Raw genomic sequence first — 17033 nt, 5'->3', positions numbered from 1 at the left:
GTCACCGCGGCGGCGGGCCCAAGCGCACGCACGTGCGGCCGCGGCTCACTGCAGCTTGAACTCGATGCGGCGGTTCTTGGCCTTGCCGTCCTTGGTGTTGTTGTCGGCGATCGGCTCGTCGGGGCCGGCGCCGCGGCTCGTGATCCGCGCGGAGTCGATCCCCTTGTCGGTCAGGTACTTCTTGACCGCGTCGGCGCGCCGCTTCGACAGGTCGATGTTGTGGTCGCGGTCGCCCGAGCTGTCGGTGTGGCCGCTGATCTCGACCTTCACCGACGGGAAGTCCTTCAGCACCTTGACCGCGTTGTCGAGCGTCGACCGCGACGACTTCTTGATCGTGTCCTTGTCGCTGTCGAAGTAGATGCCCTTGATGACGCCGGTGAACTTGGTGACCGCGCGCGGGACCTCGTCGGCGCAGCCGTCGTCGTCCTGGTAGTTGTTGCGGGTCTCCGGGATCGCCGGGCACTTGTCGTCGCGGTCGGGGATCCCGTCCTTGTCCTTGTCGGGCAGCGGGCAGCCGTCGGGCGCGATGCCCTTCTCGTCGGGGCACTTGTCCTTGCTGTCGACGAAGCCGTCGCCGTCGCGGTCCTTCTCCGGGCAGCCGTCGGGCGCGATGCCCGGCTCCTGCGGGCAGGCGTCGACCGAGTCGAGGAAGCCGTCGCCGTCGGCGTCGCCCTCGACCGCCACCGGGCAGCCGTCGGGCGCCACGCCCGGGATCGTCGGGCACTTGTCGACCGAGTCCTTGAACCCGTCGCCGTCGCTGTCCGGATCGTCCTTCACCGGCTGCTTCTTGCGTAGCACGAACGACAGGCCGAGGAGCACCTCGAGGTGGTGCGTGCGGCCGCCGTCGACGCCGAACTGCGCGCTCGCGTTGTCGCGGACGTCGAGGCGCAGCGCCAGGTAGTTGTTGATGTAGAACTTCACGCCGCCGCCGAAGTGGATCGCCGGGTCGACGTCGCCGCCGAGCCCCGACGTCCCGAGCAGCCCGGCGCCGAACAGCACGAACGGCGAGATCCGGTACGGCAGCTGCGCCAGCGCGTAGCCGCGGAAGCCGCCGAGCACCGCGCCCTTGTTGTCGTTCTCCGTCTTCGTCGGCATGATCGCGCCCTCGAGCTCGAGGCCGAGGAACGACAGCGGATAGAAGCCCGCGCGCAGGCCGATGTCGGGCGCGACCGGCTTGTACGTCTGCCAGTTGGGCGGTTCTCCGGGCAGCGGCGGCAGGTACAGCTCGTGGTCGCGGGCCGGGAACATCAGGCCGGCGAAGATCCCGAACTCGCCCGACATCGCCGTCGGCCGGTAGCGCTTGATCCACGGCACCCCGCTCTGATCCTTCGCCTTCTTCTCGCGCTTCTTCTTGCCGGCCTTGGTGTCGCCCTTGGCGTCGGCGCCGGCCGGCGACAGCGAGATCGACCCCTCGGCCTTCGCCCCCTCCGGTTCCTGCGCCGCCGCCGGCAGCGACAGCGACGAGAGGACCACAGCAGCGGCGACGGGGAGCGAGAGCTTGGACATGGCGCGGACTCGTGGGGAAGCGCCGCGCCGGCACAGCGCGGCAAAACACTTGTACATGCGTTGGCCGGCGTTGCCTAGGCAGCGCCAGCCCCCCGTGCGACCCTGAAGAGCCGGGGCGGCCCGCCGCGCCTGTTTCTCCGGACAGGCGCGGGCGACCCCCCGGCGGACCCGCGCGCGCCAGCGCCCCTGTGGTACGGTCCCGCGCGCCATGAAGGCCGTCCTCTTCGCCCATCCTCGCTGCGACACCTGCCGCAACGCGCGGCGCTGGCTCGACACGCACCACGTCGCCTACGACGTCGTCGACCTCACCGCCCGCGCGCCGACCACCGCCGAGCTGCGCGCGATCCAGCAGAACTCCGGTCTGCCCGCGCGCAAGCTGTTCAACGTCTCCGGTCAGGCCTACCGCGCCGGCGGCTTCGCGGAGCGGCTCAAGACCATGGACGACGACGCCATGATCGCGGCGCTCGCCGCCGACGGTCTGCTCGTCAAGCGCCCGATCTTCACCCGCGACGGCCTCGCCCTGGTCGGCTTCTCTGCGGACGCCTACGCGCGCGCGCTCGCCTGAACGGCCTGTAAGTGCCCGCGCGAGCGGGTCGTTGGGGCGACGCCGGCCGGCACCGCGAGGAATCGCCTCGCGGCCCGCCGGTCCACAGGTACGCCATGACGACCGCCCTCGCTTATCCCCGCCCCGTCCGCCTGCCGGCCTCCGTCAAGCTGGCCCTCCTCGCCCTCCTCGCCGCCCTCGCCGTGATCACCCCCCGGCCCGCGCGCGCGAGCGAGGGCGAGGTCGCGACCGACTTCAAGCGCGGCCCGTTCGCCGAGTTCGGCTGGCGCCCCGCGCTCGTGCCGCTGCGCAACGACGCCATGCCGGCCGCGCGCACCCACTTCATCCTCGGCGCCCGCCTGTCCCCCGCGGTCACTCTCGGCACCATGGGCCACGTGACGATCTACTTCGACAAGGATCAGAAGGTCGGCGTCGGCCTCGACGCGATGATCCAGGTGAACGTCGTCCGCGGCTTCTATCTCCGCGCCGGCGCCGGCGCCATCAGCCACGTCCCGGTCGCCCGCGAGTTCACCGCGCGCACCCCCGGCTACGGCGGCCAGGTCGGCCTCGGCTACGCCTTCCGCCTCGGCAAGGACCGCAGCAAGGCCAACGGCGTGGCGCTCGCTCTCGGCGCCGACTACGACCTCCGGATCCTCGCCGACAAGCGCCGCCGCGGCATCTTCGTCCTCGGCCTCACCTTCATGTTCGGCTGAGCCGCCACGCGACCTCCGGCTCCTCGCCCGACACGCGCCGCCGCGACTTCTTCGCCCCCTCATGTTCGACGGAGCAACGACGCGCCCGCGCTTCTCTCCCGACGACGACCTCCGGCGCATCAGCGACAAAGCGCCGCCGCGACCTCATGTCCGGCCGAGCAAGGACGCGCCCGCTCTTTCCATCGGCTCCCGTCGTGTTCGACTGAGCCGGCGAGCCCCGCGGCACCTTCGTCCTCGGCCGAGCCGCCACGTACCCGCTCACGCACCGACGCAATCGTCATCGCCCCTCGTCCTCGGGCCGCGCAGCCCCTCACGAGCGACTCGCAGCCACCGCGGCCACCAGCGCCTCGATCGCCCGCCGCACCCGCGCAGTGCTCTCGTAGCAGGGGGCGCCCAGCCGCAGCAGCGGTGTTCGCTTGCCCGCGCGCCGCTCGAACACGCAGCGCACGTGGATCCCCGCCCGGTGCAGCCCCGTGCACACCGCCTCGAGGTCGACCCCTGGCAGCGCCACGCTCACCGTCGCCAACAACTGCTCGGCCGTCGGCGGCCCCTCGCGCTCCTCGCCCGTGCTCGGGTCGAAGAAGCGATGCGCCGCTCCGGCCGCGAGCAGCCGCTCGTGCAGCTCGCGCGCCGACCAGGCCGCGAGCGTGCGGCTCCGCTTCAGCGCCACGTGCCCGAGCGCCGCGTGCAGATCGAGCGCCGCAGCCAGCCCCGCGTACACCGAGAAGTCATGCGCACCGCGGCGCTCGAGCCCCGCGCACCCGCCCTCCTCGCCCTCGCCGGCGAGCAGCGGCAGCTCGGCGCGAGCCCGCGACGACGTCCAGGCGAAGCCGACGCCCGGCGGCCCGAACAACCACTTGTGCCCGCTCGCGACCACGAAGTCGGCCCCCGTCAGCGCCGGCGGCACCAGCCCCACCGCCTGCGCCGCGTCGACGATCACGAACACCTCCGGCGCCGCGTCCCGCACCGCCGCCGCGATCTCCCGCGCAGCGATCGCCTGTCCGATCGTATAGGTCACCTGCGACAGCAGCAGGATGGCAGGCCGCTGCGCCGCCGCGACCGCCCCCGCGACCGCCGGATCGCGCAGCGCCGCGTCGGGCAGGATCGCCGCGCGGAAGCCCGGCTCGAACGCCGCCGTCGCGGACGGGTGCTCATGCTCGCTCATCAGCACCAGCGGCCCCTCGCTGCCGCCGAGCCGCTCGCGCAGCGCCTGCCCGATCGTCCGCAGCGCCTCGCTGGTGCCCGCCGTCAGCGCCGGCGGCTGCCCGCCCCAGAGCGCAGCCGCCAGCGCGCGGACCCGCCGACGCTCGGCCCGCCCGCGCTGCACCTGTCCTTCGGGATAGGCGAACAGCTCGTCGTCCCAGAACCCCTGCATCGCCGCGCGCACCGCCTGCGCCGGCGTGGCGATCGACCCCGGGTCGAGGTTGATGCGCGCCCCCGGGAATTGGCGCACGCGCAACCTGTCCCAAAGGTCCTGGTCTTCGGGACGCTCGCGCAGCGCGCCCAGCAGCGACTCGCCGGCTGGCCGCCGCCCGCTCGCCTCCGTCACCGCACGCCCTCCGCCACGCCATCAGAGTAGACCGCCGCGCGCCGCCGCGGGGGGTCGATCCGCGCCGAGGCGTGCGTCCGCATCCGCGCACCCGCGCGTCCCCGCGCGCCCGCGAGGCGCGGCCTCGATCGTGCATCTTCAGGCATGTCCATTCGGACATGACCTTTTAGACACCTCCGGCATGCCCCGGCCAGCCGCGACGACGAGCCTCCGACCCGGCCCACGACGCCGGGTCCGCCGCCCCACGGCCCTGCACGGGGTTCTGCAGCCCGCAGCGCGCGACCCTGGTCGTGCACTCGCGGCCCACGACGCCGGGTCCGCCGCCCCACGGCCCCGCACGGGGTTCTGCAGCACGCAGCGCCCACCCCTGGTCGTGCACTCGCGGCCCACGACACCGGGCTCACCGCCCCCAGTACTCGCCCTCACAGGGAGTTCTGCAGCACGCACTCCCCCGCGACGCAGCGCGCGACCTTGGTCGTGCACTCGTCGATCGCCACGCACGGCACCTGGTCGGGAGGCACCGGGCACTGGACCAGCTGGTCGACGCAGTCGTGGGCGATCGCCAGCTCCCGCCCGCCGAGGCTGCACGGGCAGCAGCCGCCGACCACCTTGGTGCAGTCCTCGTCGTCGACGCAGCCGCAGCGCGGCTCCTGCTTGCACTGGCAGACCTCGCACCCGCGGTCGTCGGTGGCGAACCCGAACGGGCACAGCAGCTTGCACAGCACCGGCTCGCACTGCGAGGCCGCGTCGACGCAGACCCCGCCGCCGCAGTCGAGGCTGCAGATCGTCTGGCCCGTCTGCGGATCGCAGTTGCACAGCGACGGCACGCACTGCAGGCCCTGCTGGCACACCTGTCCTTCCGGACAGCCCGTCTGCACGCAGCCCGGCTGCGTGAAGCCCTCGCACAAATCGCCGGTCGTGGCGGTGTCCGCCGCGTTCGTCTCCGCCGCCACCGGCACCGCCTGCGCCGCCCGCACGGCCACGCCGGGGGGCAGGATGTCGCACGCCAGGGCCGCCGCGCACAGGACCACCGACAATGGCAGAGATCGCATGATCGGACTCCTTCGACGCAGCGTGGCCCGGCCCCCCGCGCGCGCAAGCCCGCGAGCCGCCCGCCGTCCGCCGGCCTCCGGGGGCCCCGGCGCCCCCGCTCGGCCCGCTGCCCGTCCGCAGCCTGCCGCCCCGGCGGTCCGCCCGCTGCCCGCCGACCCGAGCCGCACGGCCTCAAGGACATGCCCACAAGTACCTGTCCAAAAGGACATTCTCTTTACGACATGTCCTCGGTCGCAGCCTCGGCCCCGCCCCGCCGACTCGCGCACGCGTCACCCGGCCGCTCGCGAGCGTGCGGCCTATCGGGTCGCTGTCGCCCTTCCGTGCGGGACAGGCCCGCAAGGCGCGAGGATGGACGTTCGGACCGATATGCGACCGGCGAGCGGCGCGGCGTCACCACGTGCGCCGCACGCCTGCGCGCGGCTACTGCAGCACGCACTGCCCCTGCACGCACACCGCCTGCGCATCGGTGCACAGGTACACTGCCGGGCAAAACACCTGGTCGGGCGGCAGCGGGCACGGCTCGAGCTGGTCGAGGCACGCGGCGGCGACCGCCACCTCGGCGCCGCCCATGTTGCACGAGCAGCAGCCCGGGCTGGCCTTGACGCAGTCGGCGTCGACCTGGCAGCCGCACTCCGGCGGCGGGTTGCAGGCGCAGATCTCACAGCCCATCTCGTCCTTCTGGAACCCGAACTCGCAGAACAGGTCGCAGAGCACCGGGTCGCACAGGGCCGCGTCGACGCAGGTGCCGCCGCCGCAGTCGGGCGTGCAGATCACCTGCTGGCTCTCCTCGTCGCACATGCAGGCCGACGGCACGCAGTCGACCTCGAAGTTGCACATCTGTCCCTCGGGACAGCCCTTGTCGATGCACCCCGGCTGCTCGAAGTCCTCGCAGATGTTGCCGCCGGTGGTGGTCTCGCTCGTCGTCGAAGTCTCGGAGGTCGTCGTCGTCGTCGTCTCCGTGGTCGTCGCGTCGGTGGTGCCCGTCGTCGTCGTCTCGCCCGTCGTCGTCGTGCTCGTCGTCTCGCCGGCCGTCTGCGGCCCGCCGCTGTCCGACGTGCCCTCGGTCTCGCCGCCGGTGATCCCGCCCTCGGTCGGCCCGCCGGAGCCGGTCGTGGTCGTGGTGCTCGAGCTGGTGTCGGCGGTCGCCGCAGTGCCCGCGGTGCTCTCGCCGGTCTCGCTCGCCTCGGTGGTGCCGCCGGTCTGACCGCAGCCGACCGCGATCGCCAGCACCGCCCAGCTCGCTGCACGCGCCCAAACAATTTCAGATTTCGTCATCCTAATTTAAACTCCTCTCATCGCGGCATAGCCGACGATGCCGGGACCGACAAGCGACGCACCGCGCCGCTGGCAGCATCGTCACGCGCATGCGCCCCGTCGCCGCGCGCCGGCGCGACGCGGCGATCTAGACCCCCACGACGGCGCAGGGCGGCGGCGCGCCCGGCAGCTGCAGGCAATAGGCGACGAACGCCGCGAACACCGGGCGCGCCCGGCCCTGGGTCGGCAGCGCGTGCAGGTGCAGCGCGGGCACCACGTTGACCTCGAGCAACAGCGCCGCGCCCGCGGCCGAGGCGGGAGGACCTGCGAACGCGGCCATCGGCCCGCGAAGGTCGACCCCGCCGACGTCGACCCCCAGCAGATCGCACGCCGACGCCGCGACCGCCAGCCACTCCGGGTGGACCTCGTCGGTTCGATCGATCACCTCGAGCTCCTCGCCCGTGATCTCGACCTCGCGCCCGGCCGGGATCGGCGCCTCGAGCTCGAGCCCGTAGACCTCGAGGTGCCCTGCGAGATCCTCCTCCGCCTCGATCTGGTCCATGGGACAGAGGCTCGGCGCCGACCACGTCCCGCGCCGCGGGTCGCCGTTCAGCGCCGCCACCTGCGCCTCGGCGCTGCGGCCGACCTGCAGCTTCGGCCGCACCACCTCCGCCGCCGCGACCGCCTGCCCGCCGATCACCGCCACCCGCAGGTTGGTCCCGGCGATGAACGGCTCGACCAGCACCTCCTCGTCGAGGTCGAGCCCGCGGGCCCGGTCGCGCGCGCGCGCCAGCGTCGCCAGGTCGCGCACGTCCGTCGCCACCCCGACCCCGCGGTTGCCCCAATTGGGCTTGACCACCAGCCGCCCGTGGCGCGCCAGCAGCTCGCGCACCGCCGGCCCGTGGATGTCGCCCGACTCGTCGACCAGCACCCCCTCGGCGCACGGCAGCCCCCGCGCGCGCAGCAGCTCGCGGCTCAGGTGCTTGTTGTTCGCCAGGCCCTGGGCCACCTGCGTCAGGAACGGCGAGCGCGTCTTGCTGACGATCGCCCGCCGCTCGCCGAGCGACAGCCGCATGAAGTAGTCGGTGTGCTCGCGCCCGAGCGGCTCGGCCCGGGCCCCGAGCCCCTCCGCCGCCGCCGCGATCAGCTGGTTCGTCCTGCTCCAGACCATACGGACATGTCCCTTCGGACCTGGCCTAATCGCCCTGGCCCTTCGGGCCTGTCGTATAGGACAGCAGTTCGCCCTCGCCGGTGATCACCGCGCCCGGCTGCTCGATGCGGCGGCGCAGGATCGGCGGCAGCTCGAGCGCGGCGCGGTGGCTGACGGGCGTGTACCACTGCAGCTCGCCGAGCGCGGCGATCCGCGCGGCCAGGTCGGGCGGGTCCGGGTCGAGCGGCCGGCGCGACATCAGGGCGAAGCCCCACAGGCAGTGGAACGACGGCACGAAGCCGTGGGCGAAGCGGACGTGGGGGAACACCGCCTGCAGGGTGCTGCGGACGGTGCGGGCCAGCTTGAGGTCGAGCGGGTCGAGCTCGCCGGCCTGCAGCACGCACACCCCGTCGTCCGCGAGCGCGCGCAGGACCAGCTCGAAGAAGCGGGTCGAGAACAGCGCCGCCGACGGCCCCTCGTCGGTCGGGTCGGTGACGTCGAGGACGATCGCGTCGAAGCTGCCGGGCGCGGCCTGGCGCAGGGTGTCGAAGATGTCCTCGGTGCGCAGCTCGACCCGCGGGTCGTCGAGGCTGCCGGCGTGCCACGACGGCAGGTGCTCCTTGCACAGCGCCACCACCTCCGCGTCGAGGTCGACCGACACGATCTTCTCGACCGAGCGGTGGCGGAGGAGCTCCCGCAGCGCCGCGCCCTCCCCCGTCCCGCCGACCAGCACCCGGCGCGGCCCGCCGTGCAGCACCAGCGCCGGGTGGACCAGCGCCTCGTGGTAGAGCGCCTCGTCGGCCTCGGCCGACTGGACCAGGCCGTCGAGGAACAGGATCCGCCCGTACGCGCTCGTGTCGGCGACGATCGCCTCCTGGTAGCGCGTCTTCACGTGCGCGACCAGGCGCTCGACGCTGTAGAGGATCGACACGCCCTCGATCTCGGGCTCTTGCAGCACCAGGTGCATTCGCGTCTGTCCTTTCGCTCAGCCGCGCGAGCGGCGGCGGCTGACGATCATACCGAGCCCGGTGGCGACCAGCGCGAGCATCCCGAGGCCCGCGGCCAGCGCGGCGGCCTGCCCCGGCAGACCGACGATCTCGCCGGTGTGCAGCTTGAACAGCAGCTGCGTCAGCCCGCCCGCGGTGCGCCGGCGCTCGATCAGCGCCCCGTCGCCGGCGAAGTAGAGCACCGTCTCGTCGTCGTCGTCGAGCCAGAACACCCACGGCTCGTCGGGCTCGGTGGCCAGGCCGATGTCGGTGATCACCTCGTCGCCGGCCTCGCGCTGCGCGCGCGCCAGCAGCTCCACGAGCGGCAGCGGCTGCTCGACCCCCGGCGCGCTCGGCGGCGGCGTCTTCATGCAGCCGCGGAACACCAGGATCGCCCCCGTCAACGCGATCACCGCGAACACCGCCGACAGCGTCGCGCCGACCGCCTGGTGCAGCTTGAACAGCCTGCGTCGCGTGCTCATACGGACATGCCCCTTCGGTCATGTTCCTGCGAACATGTCCTCACATCAAGGCCCCCCACGTGCGCCAGAACCACCGCTCGATCCGGCGCACCCCGGCCGTCCAGACCCGGCGGTTGACCTTGCCGCGCTTCCAGCTGGTGCGGGCCTGCTCGCCGGCCTTGCCGCGGATCCACTCGTGGGCGAAGCCCAGGTTGAAGTAGAAGGTCCGCGGGCGCATCGCCAGGATACCGCCGTTGATGTCGTCGGAGCGGGTGAACCACACCTCGTTGAGCAGGTTCTTGACGCCGACGGTCGCCTCGAGCCGCCAGCCCGACGGCAGGCCCGTGCGGTAGCCGAGCCACGCGCCCATCAGGGTGTAGGCCGGCATGGTCCCGACCTCGCCGGTCGCGCGCGGGGCGTCCCAGTTGGCGTAGTCGGTGTACTGCTTGTCGACGAACTCGACCTTGGTGCCGACGCGCAGGCCGAACGGCGCCTCGTAGCTGGCCGAGCCCCACACCTCGTGCGCCGGGTACCACGGCATGCGGTTGCCGGTGTAGAGGTCGCGCAGCACCCGGCTGCCGTTGTACGCGTAGCCGACGTTGAGCTCGAGGCCGTCGACCTTCTCCCACACCTCGCCGGGCAGCCACTCGAGGTCGACCTCGGCCCCGTAGGTGTGGGCCGCCGGGATGATGTCGATCGCGTTCTCGCCCTCGTCGCGGAGGTTGTTGAAGTAGCGGTACCAGCCGTCGACCGTCGCGTACACCCCGCCGAGCTCCATCAGCTTCACGCCTGCCTCGACGGTGTCGGCCAGCTCGGGCTTGATGAAGCGCAGCGCCCGGCCCATCGCCTCGCCGGGGTTGATCGGCTGGATCGCCCCCGAGAGGTAGCTCGGGGCCCCGAACGAGCGCCCGTAGCCGAGGTAGAGCCCGACGTGGTCGCCGCCGTACCACAGCGACGCCGCCGGCAGCGGCCCGCCGTACAGCGGCCGCGGGTAGCTCAGGCCCTCGAGCACGTTGTAGAAGCTCTGCTTGGTCAGCTCGAGGCGCACGCCCGCCGTCAACACCAGCTTGGTGTCGAGCAGGTACATCTTGTCCTCGAGGTACAGGGAGTAGCCGCCGATCCGGCCGTCGAAGCAGCGCAGCGCGTTGGGCGAGCCCTCCGGCAGGATCGTCCCGCGCGGGCACACGCGCGAGTCGCCGTCGGCCTGCAGCGGGTCGCCGGGCCGCTCGGGGAACTCGACCCGGAAGCCGCGGATCCGCGCCGTCTCGAACACCCCGCGGGTGCCGATCGAGAGGTCGTGGAAGCCGCCGCGGTGGCGCACGCGGAACGCGTAGCGCGGCTCGATGCCGACCACGTCGAACGCCCGCGGCTGCACCAGCAGGAACGTCGACGCCGCGCCGAGGTTGCGGTCCTCGTTGGTCGCCTGGACCACGCGCCGCAGCGTGTGGCTGTAGAACGCGATCACCTGCAGCTCGTGTTCGGCCTTCGGTCGCCAGTGCAGCTTGAGGCTGGTGCCCTCGCGGTGGCCGTTGAAGGTGTCGTACGGGCGCTTGCTGGCGAACCGGTCCTCGGCGTAGAGCTCGGAGTCGACGCCGCCGGGCAGGTTGGTCTTCTCCCAGAACAGGTGCGTGCTCGACAGCAGCTCGAGCCGCTTCGTCACCGGCACCGCGAGCTTCAGGATCCCGCCGTGGCTCTGGAACTCGCTGTGCTCGCGGTACGTCTTGCCGAACCGCGGCGCGTACTCGACGTAGACGCCGATCCCCTTGTGCGTGCCGCCGTACGAGGCCGCCGCGCCGGCGTCGCCGAACTGGTCCGACTGGGCGAACACCGACACCGTCGGGTTCTTCGGGATCGGGTGCGACACCATGTTGAACACGCCGCCCGACGTCCACGGCCCGAAGCGCACCGACGAGCCGCCGCGGACCGTGTCGACGCGGGCGATCTGGAACAGCGACAGCGGGAACAGCACCATCGACGGCGCGCCGTACGGCGCCGGCGCCACCGGCACCTCGTCGAGCAGGATCGTCGCCTGCTCCGACAGCCGCGGGTCGGCGCCGCGGACCGCGAGGTTCAGCTTGGTCGCCGACGTCCCGAGCCCCGACGCGCCCTCGACCGCGCGCACGCCCGGGACCTTGTCGAGCAGCTCGGCCACCCCGCTCGCGCCCTCCGCCTTCGACTGGTCGACGTCGACCACCTGCCGCCCGCCCGCGTGGCGGTGGGCGTCGACCCGGGTCGAGCGGCCGAGCAGGTCGGTCGTCACCTCGATGTCGCGCGACTCGCCCGGCAGCAGCTTGGTGCCCCCGGTCGCCGCCGGCGGCGCGCTCACGGGCCCGCCGCCGCTCGCCCCGGCCGGCTCGACCGCGCCGACCGCGGCTGGCTCTTCGGGCATGCTCTCTGGGGCAGGTCCCTTGGAGAATGTCCAATCGGGCCTGTCCTCGGGGGCAGGTACGTCCGGCGCGGCGTCGGGCCCCTCGTACGCGCGAGGGTCGGCCGCCAGCAGCAGGGCGAGGTGGAGCGCGAGCGACGACACGACGGCTCAGGGCACGACGACGGCCGTGGCCCCGCGGATCCGCAGGCTGCGATCGGGATCGGTGAACAGCGGCCCGAGCTCGTCGTGGACCGCGAAGCTCCACGAGCTCGGCGACTCGGCCGTCGGCTCGGTGATCTTGTAGACCGTGCCGCCGATGCCGACCCCGTACAGCGCGCCCTGGACCCGCGCCAGGCCCTCGATCTCGAGGCCCGCCGGGATGTCGTCGATGAACGGCCCGTACGAGCGCGGCTCCGGCAGCTCGCCGGTCGCCGCCACCCGCAGGAGCTCGTGCCGGCCCGCGGGGAAGGTCTCCGACATCTCGCCGCGGACCAGCGCGAGCACGTCACCGTCTGGCCCGGGGGCCATGTCCCCGGAGACACCCACCTTCTCCTCGAACTCGGCGTGGACCGAGCAGATCGGGTCGCAGGCGTAGTAGACCGGGTCGTGGCTGATGTCGCTCGGCAGCACGCAGTGCCTGGGCGCGGCCATGAACTCGGGGTCGAGCAGGAACAGCGCCCCGCGGGCGTCGAGGCCGTTGCCGGGCTTGCCGGCCGAGCCGGCGAACAGCGAGTCGCCGACGAACTCGAGGCCGGTCATGCTCTGGCGCCAGTAGCAGGCGTCGGTCGCCGGGTCCTTCACGTCGCCGTACTTGAAGGCGTAGCGGACGCTCTCGATGCGGTTGTCGGCGCGGGTCCAGTCGGGTACGCCGAGGGTCATCAGCCCCCACTCGTCGTTGAGCGGGTCGTAGCTGAGGCCCCACAGGCCCTGGTCGGGGTGCCAGGCCAGGTCGCGCACGGTGAACCGCAGCAGCGACGTGTCGGCCAGCGAGATCGGGCCCATCTTCTCGTCGAGCCACAGGTTGCCGACCTTGGCCAGGCAGCCCTCGCCGTCGCACTTGCGCGACGGGTCGTACAGGTACAGCGCGTTGCCGACGAACCGGCCCTTGTCGTCGAGCGCGAAGTTGGACTGGAAGTTGGCCCCGCCGTCGGTCGGCTTGGTGTTGACCAGCAGCATCAGCTCGCCGCGGAGCGGCTGGTCTTCGGGACAGCCCTCGCAGAGGTCGACCTCCGGCGGCAGCCCGTCGCCCTCGAACGTGGGCGGTTGCATCGGCTCGTAGCCCACGCATCCCCCCGCGACCGTCGCCGCGGTGGCGAGGGCAATATTGAAAATCGTTTTCATTTTGCGGGTTCTGTAGCACCGCAGTCCCCCGGGGGTCAAGCGAGGTGCTCCACCCAAGAGACAGGACACAAATGACCTTGCAAATGATTTTCCTTTTCATTATGACCGGCGCCGTCCGCCCCAAAGCCGCCCATCAGGAGACTTTCATGCGCCTGCGCAGCCTTCCCCTACTCGCCCTCTCGCTCGGTCTCGCCGCCTGTCCTGGCAACGAATCGGAGACCGACGGCACCACCGACGCCTCGACGGCCGGACCGACCACCGCCGAGCCGGCGACCGAGGGCACCGAGACCGCGGGCCCGACGACCACCGAGGACGAGCCGACCGCCGGCACCACCGGCGAGCCGGGCGGCGACCTGAACCCGCACACCCTCGGCGACCACGCCAGCCAGGCCTGCAAGGACGCCATGGCCGGGGCCGCGACCTTCCTCGCCGCCACCGCCGACGCCGACGCCGCCGCCGCCTCGGCCGCCTACACCGACGCGCTCAAGGTCTACGTGCAGTCGCTCGACACCGCCAACATGCGCGACGACGACAGCGCCATCACGGCCGCCCTGGCCGACGCGGACGGCCCCGGGGCCGCCCTGGCCGAGGGCCACCTCTACACCAGCCTCATGTTCCACCTGCGCGGCAACCTCTCGGCCGTCGAGACCGGCTCCGAGGACAAGTACGCCGCCTGGGACGAGGCCCACTGCGTGTGGGACGGCGGCCTCCGGACCCTCGCCACGCGGGCCCAGAGCGAGGGCTGGAGCGCCGAGGGCGACCCGATGGTCGCCGACATCGACGCCGCCTTCGCCGCCGGCCACGACGCCATCAGCGGCGAGCCCCCGGCCACCGCCATCGACGACTGGCGGATCCCCCCGACCAAGCAGATCATCGAGAAGACCCTCTTCCGGGCCGCCCACCGCGACATCGTCGGCCAGGCGATCGCCGCCGCCGACGGCGCCGACGCGACCGCGGCCGCCCGCGCGCTCGGCGTGTTCGGGCTCGTCCGCGACCGCCTGCAGGACCGCAACACCCCCGGCATCGCCGTCATCGAGGGCATGCTGGCCGGCGACCCGGCGATGGTGAGCGGCACCTTGATCGCCATCGAGATGGACAAGGCGTTCGCCAAGCGCACCCGCAACTACGCGGACCAGGCGTTCAGCGAGGGCCTCGGGATCCCGCCGAGCTACAAGGGCGCGGTCGAGGGGCGCACCTACGCCAAGCTCATCGTCGCCGGGATGGGCTCGGCGATGATGAACACCGAGGCCTACCTGGCCGACTGGGAGGCCTACGCCGAGCTGGTGCGCACCGGCGAGGACGAGGCGGCGGCCATGGAAGTCAGCCAGCGCCTGATCGATGCCACCTGCGCTTACCAGACCGCGCTCGGAATCGCCGCCTGCACCGGCAGCGATGACGAGATGTAGCCATCAGCGCAATATGGCCGCACTGCATGGCCGAGATTTTTTCGGGTTACAGCGAGTTCGGCCACGTGCTGGCCGACTACATCACTCGGGAGGCCGCAGCCCGCGGCGCGGTGCTCAGCGACGACCAGGGCGACGCCGTGGACCTCGCCTTCGATGAAAGCCGCACCACCGCGCTCGAGGTCCAGATCCTCGGCGCCCAGCTCGACCGGGCCGCCGAGCGGCTGGCCGCTTGGTTCCAAGATCGCGGGCGAGGGGGCTGTGAGATCTTGATTGAGGCAAGTCACAGCCGCCTCTGCTGCGCATTCGTCGGCGGCGCCTACGTCCTGGCCGTCGTTGCCGACCCGGCCCAGGGGGACGACGAGGCCCGCACCGCCGAGGCCGAACGCGTGCTCGCGGGCTTCCGGGGCCTGCGCCGCGACATCGAGGCCCTACTGCAGGTCTGAGAGCGGCCCCCTGCGGGGCTGCGCGCGATCTTGACGCAAGGTCACATCTTCCGCTGCGCCGCCGCCGTCCAGGCGTGGCACACTGCGGGCGCGTGGCCCCGGCCAAGAAGGAGCCCAGTTTTACCCATGGCGACCCACATCACTGAAGAGTGCATCAACTGCGGCGCGTGCGAGCCGGAGTGCCCCAACGAGGCGATCTCGGAGGGCGACGACAGGTATGTCATCGACCCCAACCTCTGCACCGAGTGCGTCGGGTTCCACGATTACGAGGCCTGCCAGGCCGTGTGCCCGGTCGAGTGCTGCGTCCCCGACCCCGAGCGCCGCGAGTCCGAGGAGACCCTCCTCGAGCGCGCCCGCAAGCTGCACCCCGAGAAGAGCTTCCCGCAGGTCGCCGACCTGCCCAGCGACCTGAGCCGCTTCCGCAGCGCCAAGAAGAAGTGAACCCGGCGCGGTCCGCCGCCCCGGTATCCGAACAACCTGCATCCCTCGAGAGCGGCGCCACGACGCCGCTCTTCGCGTTGGTCGGCCTGCAAGACGTGGTCGAGCGATCGCCTCACGCAACTTGCCCTCGCGAGCGGGTGCTCGACCGCGTTGGTTCGTCCGCAGGAGGTCGAGCGCCGGCGAGTCGACCGCGTCCCGCGATCGCCTCCCGCGACCCGCCACGCGAGCGGGCGCGCGAGCGGCTGGTTCGCCCGCACGACGGCGCTGCACCGGCGAGTCGGCCGTGCCCTGCGATCCCCTCACGCGACCGTAACGACTCGCTCGCGAGCAGGTCGCACGCCACGAGTCACTCCCTCCTCCCAGCCTTCGGGCCACGAGCCCGCCTCACCGCACTGGGACCGCGGGCCCGCGTGAGTCCCGGACCTGGCGAGTGCATCACCTCGCCGGCGAGCGCGGCGCCTCCCTCGTCCAGCCGGGTCGTGCGGCCCTGGCCACGCGGGCCGGATCGCCGCCCCGCTGCGCCGCGTGAGCATCCCCCGCCGCCGCGCGACGCGGCGATCGCCCGGGTCCGAGCCAGGGCCCTGACATTCGCGCGCGCCCCGGGGACACTCTCGCCAGCGTGACCGCCTCGCCCGCCACTGCGCCCACCCCCGCGCCCGCGCGTGCGTGGCTGCGCGTCGGTCTGTCGCTGGTGATCACCGGCCTCGCGCTGTGGCTGGTCCAGCGCCAGCTCGATCCCGTCCCGGACGAGCTCGAGATCGCCGCCTGGGGCCTCCCGGCCTACCTGGCCACCCTGCTGCTGTACGCCTTCCTGCGCTCGGCGCGGTGGTGGTTCCTCGTCAGACCTTTGGGACAGGTGCGGTTCGGCGACGTCATGCTCGTCGGCCTCGCCGGCGCCCTGTGGATCGTCGCCCTGCCGTGGCGTCTGGGCGAGCTGGTGCGCCCCGCCCTGCTCGCGCGGCGCAGCGGCATCCCGGCCAGCCAGCTGCTCGGCACCGTCGCCATCGAGCGCGTCGTCGACGGCCTGTGCGTGTGCGCGGCCTTCTTCGTCGCGGCCGCGGGCGCCCCCGACGTCCCGGCGCTCACCGGCCTCTACGCCGCCTGCACCGCCGCCTTCGCCCTGTTCGCCGCCGCCCTCGCCGTCCTCGTCGTCCTCGCGCGCTGGCCGGCCGCGCTCGAGCTGCTGCTGCGGCGCGGCCTCGGGCGGATCGCCGCGCGGCCGGCCGCGATCCTCGCCGACGTCGCCCGCGGCCTCGCCGAAGGCCTGCGCGCCCTGCCCTCGCTGCGCCCGCTGCTGCTGTTCCTGGTCGGCACCGTCGCCTACTGGGGCACCAACGTGTTCGGCATGGCCCTGCTCGCGCGCGCCTGCGGCCTCGACCTCGGCCCGCTCGAGGCGCTCGCCGTCCTCGCCGTCCTCAACCTCACCCTGCTCGTGCCCGGCCCGCCGGCCCACGTCGGCACCTTCCAGCTCGGCGTCGCTGCCGGCCTCGGCCTGTTCCTCCCGCCCGACGTCGTCCGCGCCGGCGGCTCGACCTACGCCTTCTTCCTCTACACCTGCCAGCTCGCCATGATCGCCGCCCTCGGCATCGGCGCCAGCCTGCGCCTGCGCCTCGGCTGGCGCGCCGCCCTCGACCTGCGCCCGTCCTCCGAGCCGCGCGCCGGCGCCCCCGCGAATGCCTAGCCCTTCGCACATGTCCCTTCCACCCTGCCCGATACAACAGGTCCCTTCGGCCACCAGCCGGCGCCGACGCGCCGTCCTGCGCCCGTCCGCCCCCGGGCCGCGAGCCTCCGGCCCTTCGCACATGTCCCTCTCCCCCT

The 17033-nt window shown here is 72.8% G+C and carries 15 protein-coding genes; 6 read left to right on the top strand and 9 right to left on the bottom strand.

Going from position 1 to position 17033, the window contains the following annotated elements:
• Nucleotides 1–45: 45 nt before the first annotated feature.
• Nucleotides 46–1506: an OmpA family protein gene (locus O0S08_RS51155; protein ID WP_269040106.1), complete on the bottom strand. Its 1461-nt coding sequence runs from the start codon at nt 1504–1506 to the stop codon at nt 46–48.
• 208 nt (nt 1507–1714) lie between these two features.
• Here O0S08_RS51155 and O0S08_RS16465 point away from each other — a divergent pair, with 208 nt between their 5' ends.
• Nucleotides 1715–2071: a Spx/MgsR family RNA polymerase-binding regulatory protein gene (locus O0S08_RS16465; protein ID WP_269040105.1), complete on the top strand. Its 357-nt coding sequence runs from the start codon at nt 1715–1717 to the stop codon at nt 2069–2071.
• Nucleotides 2072–2166: 95 nt separating this feature from the next.
• Nucleotides 2167–2763 (top strand): hypothetical protein, encoded by a 597-nt coding sequence (locus O0S08_RS16460; protein ID WP_269040104.1) that lies wholly within the window; start codon nt 2167–2169, stop codon nt 2761–2763.
• 310 nt (nt 2764–3073) lie between these two features.
• Here the strand turns inward: O0S08_RS16460 and O0S08_RS16455 are convergent, their stop codons facing one another.
• From O0S08_RS16455 to O0S08_RS16420, 8 genes are all read right to left on the bottom strand, one after another.
• Complete coding sequence (locus O0S08_RS16455) at nt 3074–4312, bottom strand: aminotransferase class V-fold PLP-dependent enzyme (protein WP_269040103.1); 1239 nt, start codon at nt 4310–4312, stop codon at nt 3074–3076.
• A 422-nt stretch (nt 4313–4734) separates the two neighbouring features.
• Nucleotides 4735–5364, bottom strand: coding sequence for a hypothetical protein (locus O0S08_RS16450; protein ID WP_269040102.1), 630 nt, complete (start codon nt 5362–5364; stop codon nt 4735–4737).
• A 421-nt stretch (nt 5365–5785) separates the two neighbouring features.
• The gene (locus tag O0S08_RS16445; RefSeq protein WP_269040101.1) at nt 5786–6640 is read right to left on the bottom strand and encodes a hypothetical protein; all 855 of its coding nucleotides are present in this window, start codon (nt 6638–6640) and stop codon (nt 5786–5788) included.
• A gap of 127 nt (nt 6641–6767) precedes the next feature.
• A complete protein-coding gene (locus O0S08_RS16440) occupies nt 6768–7790 on the bottom strand; it encodes a hypothetical protein (RefSeq protein ID WP_269040100.1) in 1023 nt (340 codons plus the stop codon).
• A gap of 25 nt (nt 7791–7815) precedes the next feature.
• Nucleotides 7816–8736: a spermine/spermidine synthase domain-containing protein gene (locus O0S08_RS16435; RefSeq protein ID WP_269040099.1), complete on the bottom strand. Its 921-nt coding sequence runs from the start codon at nt 8734–8736 to the stop codon at nt 7816–7818.
• A gap of 18 nt (nt 8737–8754) precedes the next feature.
• Nucleotides 8755–9237, bottom strand: coding sequence for a PepSY domain-containing protein (locus tag O0S08_RS16430; RefSeq protein WP_269040098.1), 483 nt, complete (start codon nt 9235–9237; stop codon nt 8755–8757).
• 40 nt (nt 9238–9277) lie between these two features.
• Entirely contained in the window at nt 9278–11746 is a 2469-nt protein-coding gene (locus O0S08_RS16425) for a TonB-dependent receptor family protein (RefSeq protein WP_269040097.1), read from the bottom strand.
• Nucleotides 11747–11752: 6 nt separating this feature from the next.
• Nucleotides 11753–12925 carry a hypothetical protein gene (locus O0S08_RS16420; protein ID WP_269040096.1) on the bottom strand — a complete coding sequence of 391 codons (1173 nt, stop codon included), beginning with the start codon at nt 12923–12925 and terminating at the stop codon, nt 11753–11755.
• A 146-nt stretch (nt 12926–13071) separates the two neighbouring features.
• On the opposite strand from O0S08_RS16420, the gene O0S08_RS16415 reads away from it, so the two are divergent.
• From O0S08_RS16415 to O0S08_RS16400, 4 genes are all read left to right on the top strand, one after another.
• Entirely contained in the window at nt 13072–14331 is a 1260-nt protein-coding gene (locus O0S08_RS16415; protein ID WP_269040095.1) for a hypothetical protein, read from the top strand.
• A 26-nt stretch (nt 14332–14357) separates the two neighbouring features.
• Nucleotides 14358–14774 (top strand): roadblock/LC7 domain-containing protein, encoded by a 417-nt coding sequence (locus O0S08_RS16410; RefSeq protein WP_269040094.1) that lies wholly within the window; start codon nt 14358–14360, stop codon nt 14772–14774.
• A gap of 126 nt (nt 14775–14900) precedes the next feature.
• On the top strand, nt 14901–15215 hold the full coding sequence (locus O0S08_RS16405) for a YfhL family 4Fe-4S dicluster ferredoxin (RefSeq protein ID WP_269040093.1): 315 nt from the start codon (nt 14901–14903) through the stop codon (nt 15213–15215).
• Between the two features lie 619 nt (nt 15216–15834).
• A complete protein-coding gene (locus O0S08_RS16400; protein ID WP_269040092.1) occupies nt 15835–16896 on the top strand; it encodes a lysylphosphatidylglycerol synthase transmembrane domain-containing protein in 1062 nt (353 codons plus the stop codon).
• Nucleotides 16897–17033 lie beyond the last annotated feature (137 nt).

Origin of the sequence: Nannocystis punicea (assembly GCF_026965555.1) — a bacterium.
Classification (GTDB): Bacteria; Myxococcota_A; Polyangia; order Nannocystales; family Nannocystaceae; genus Nannocystis; species Nannocystis punicea.
This window is presented reverse-complemented; position numbering and strand designations above follow the sequence as displayed.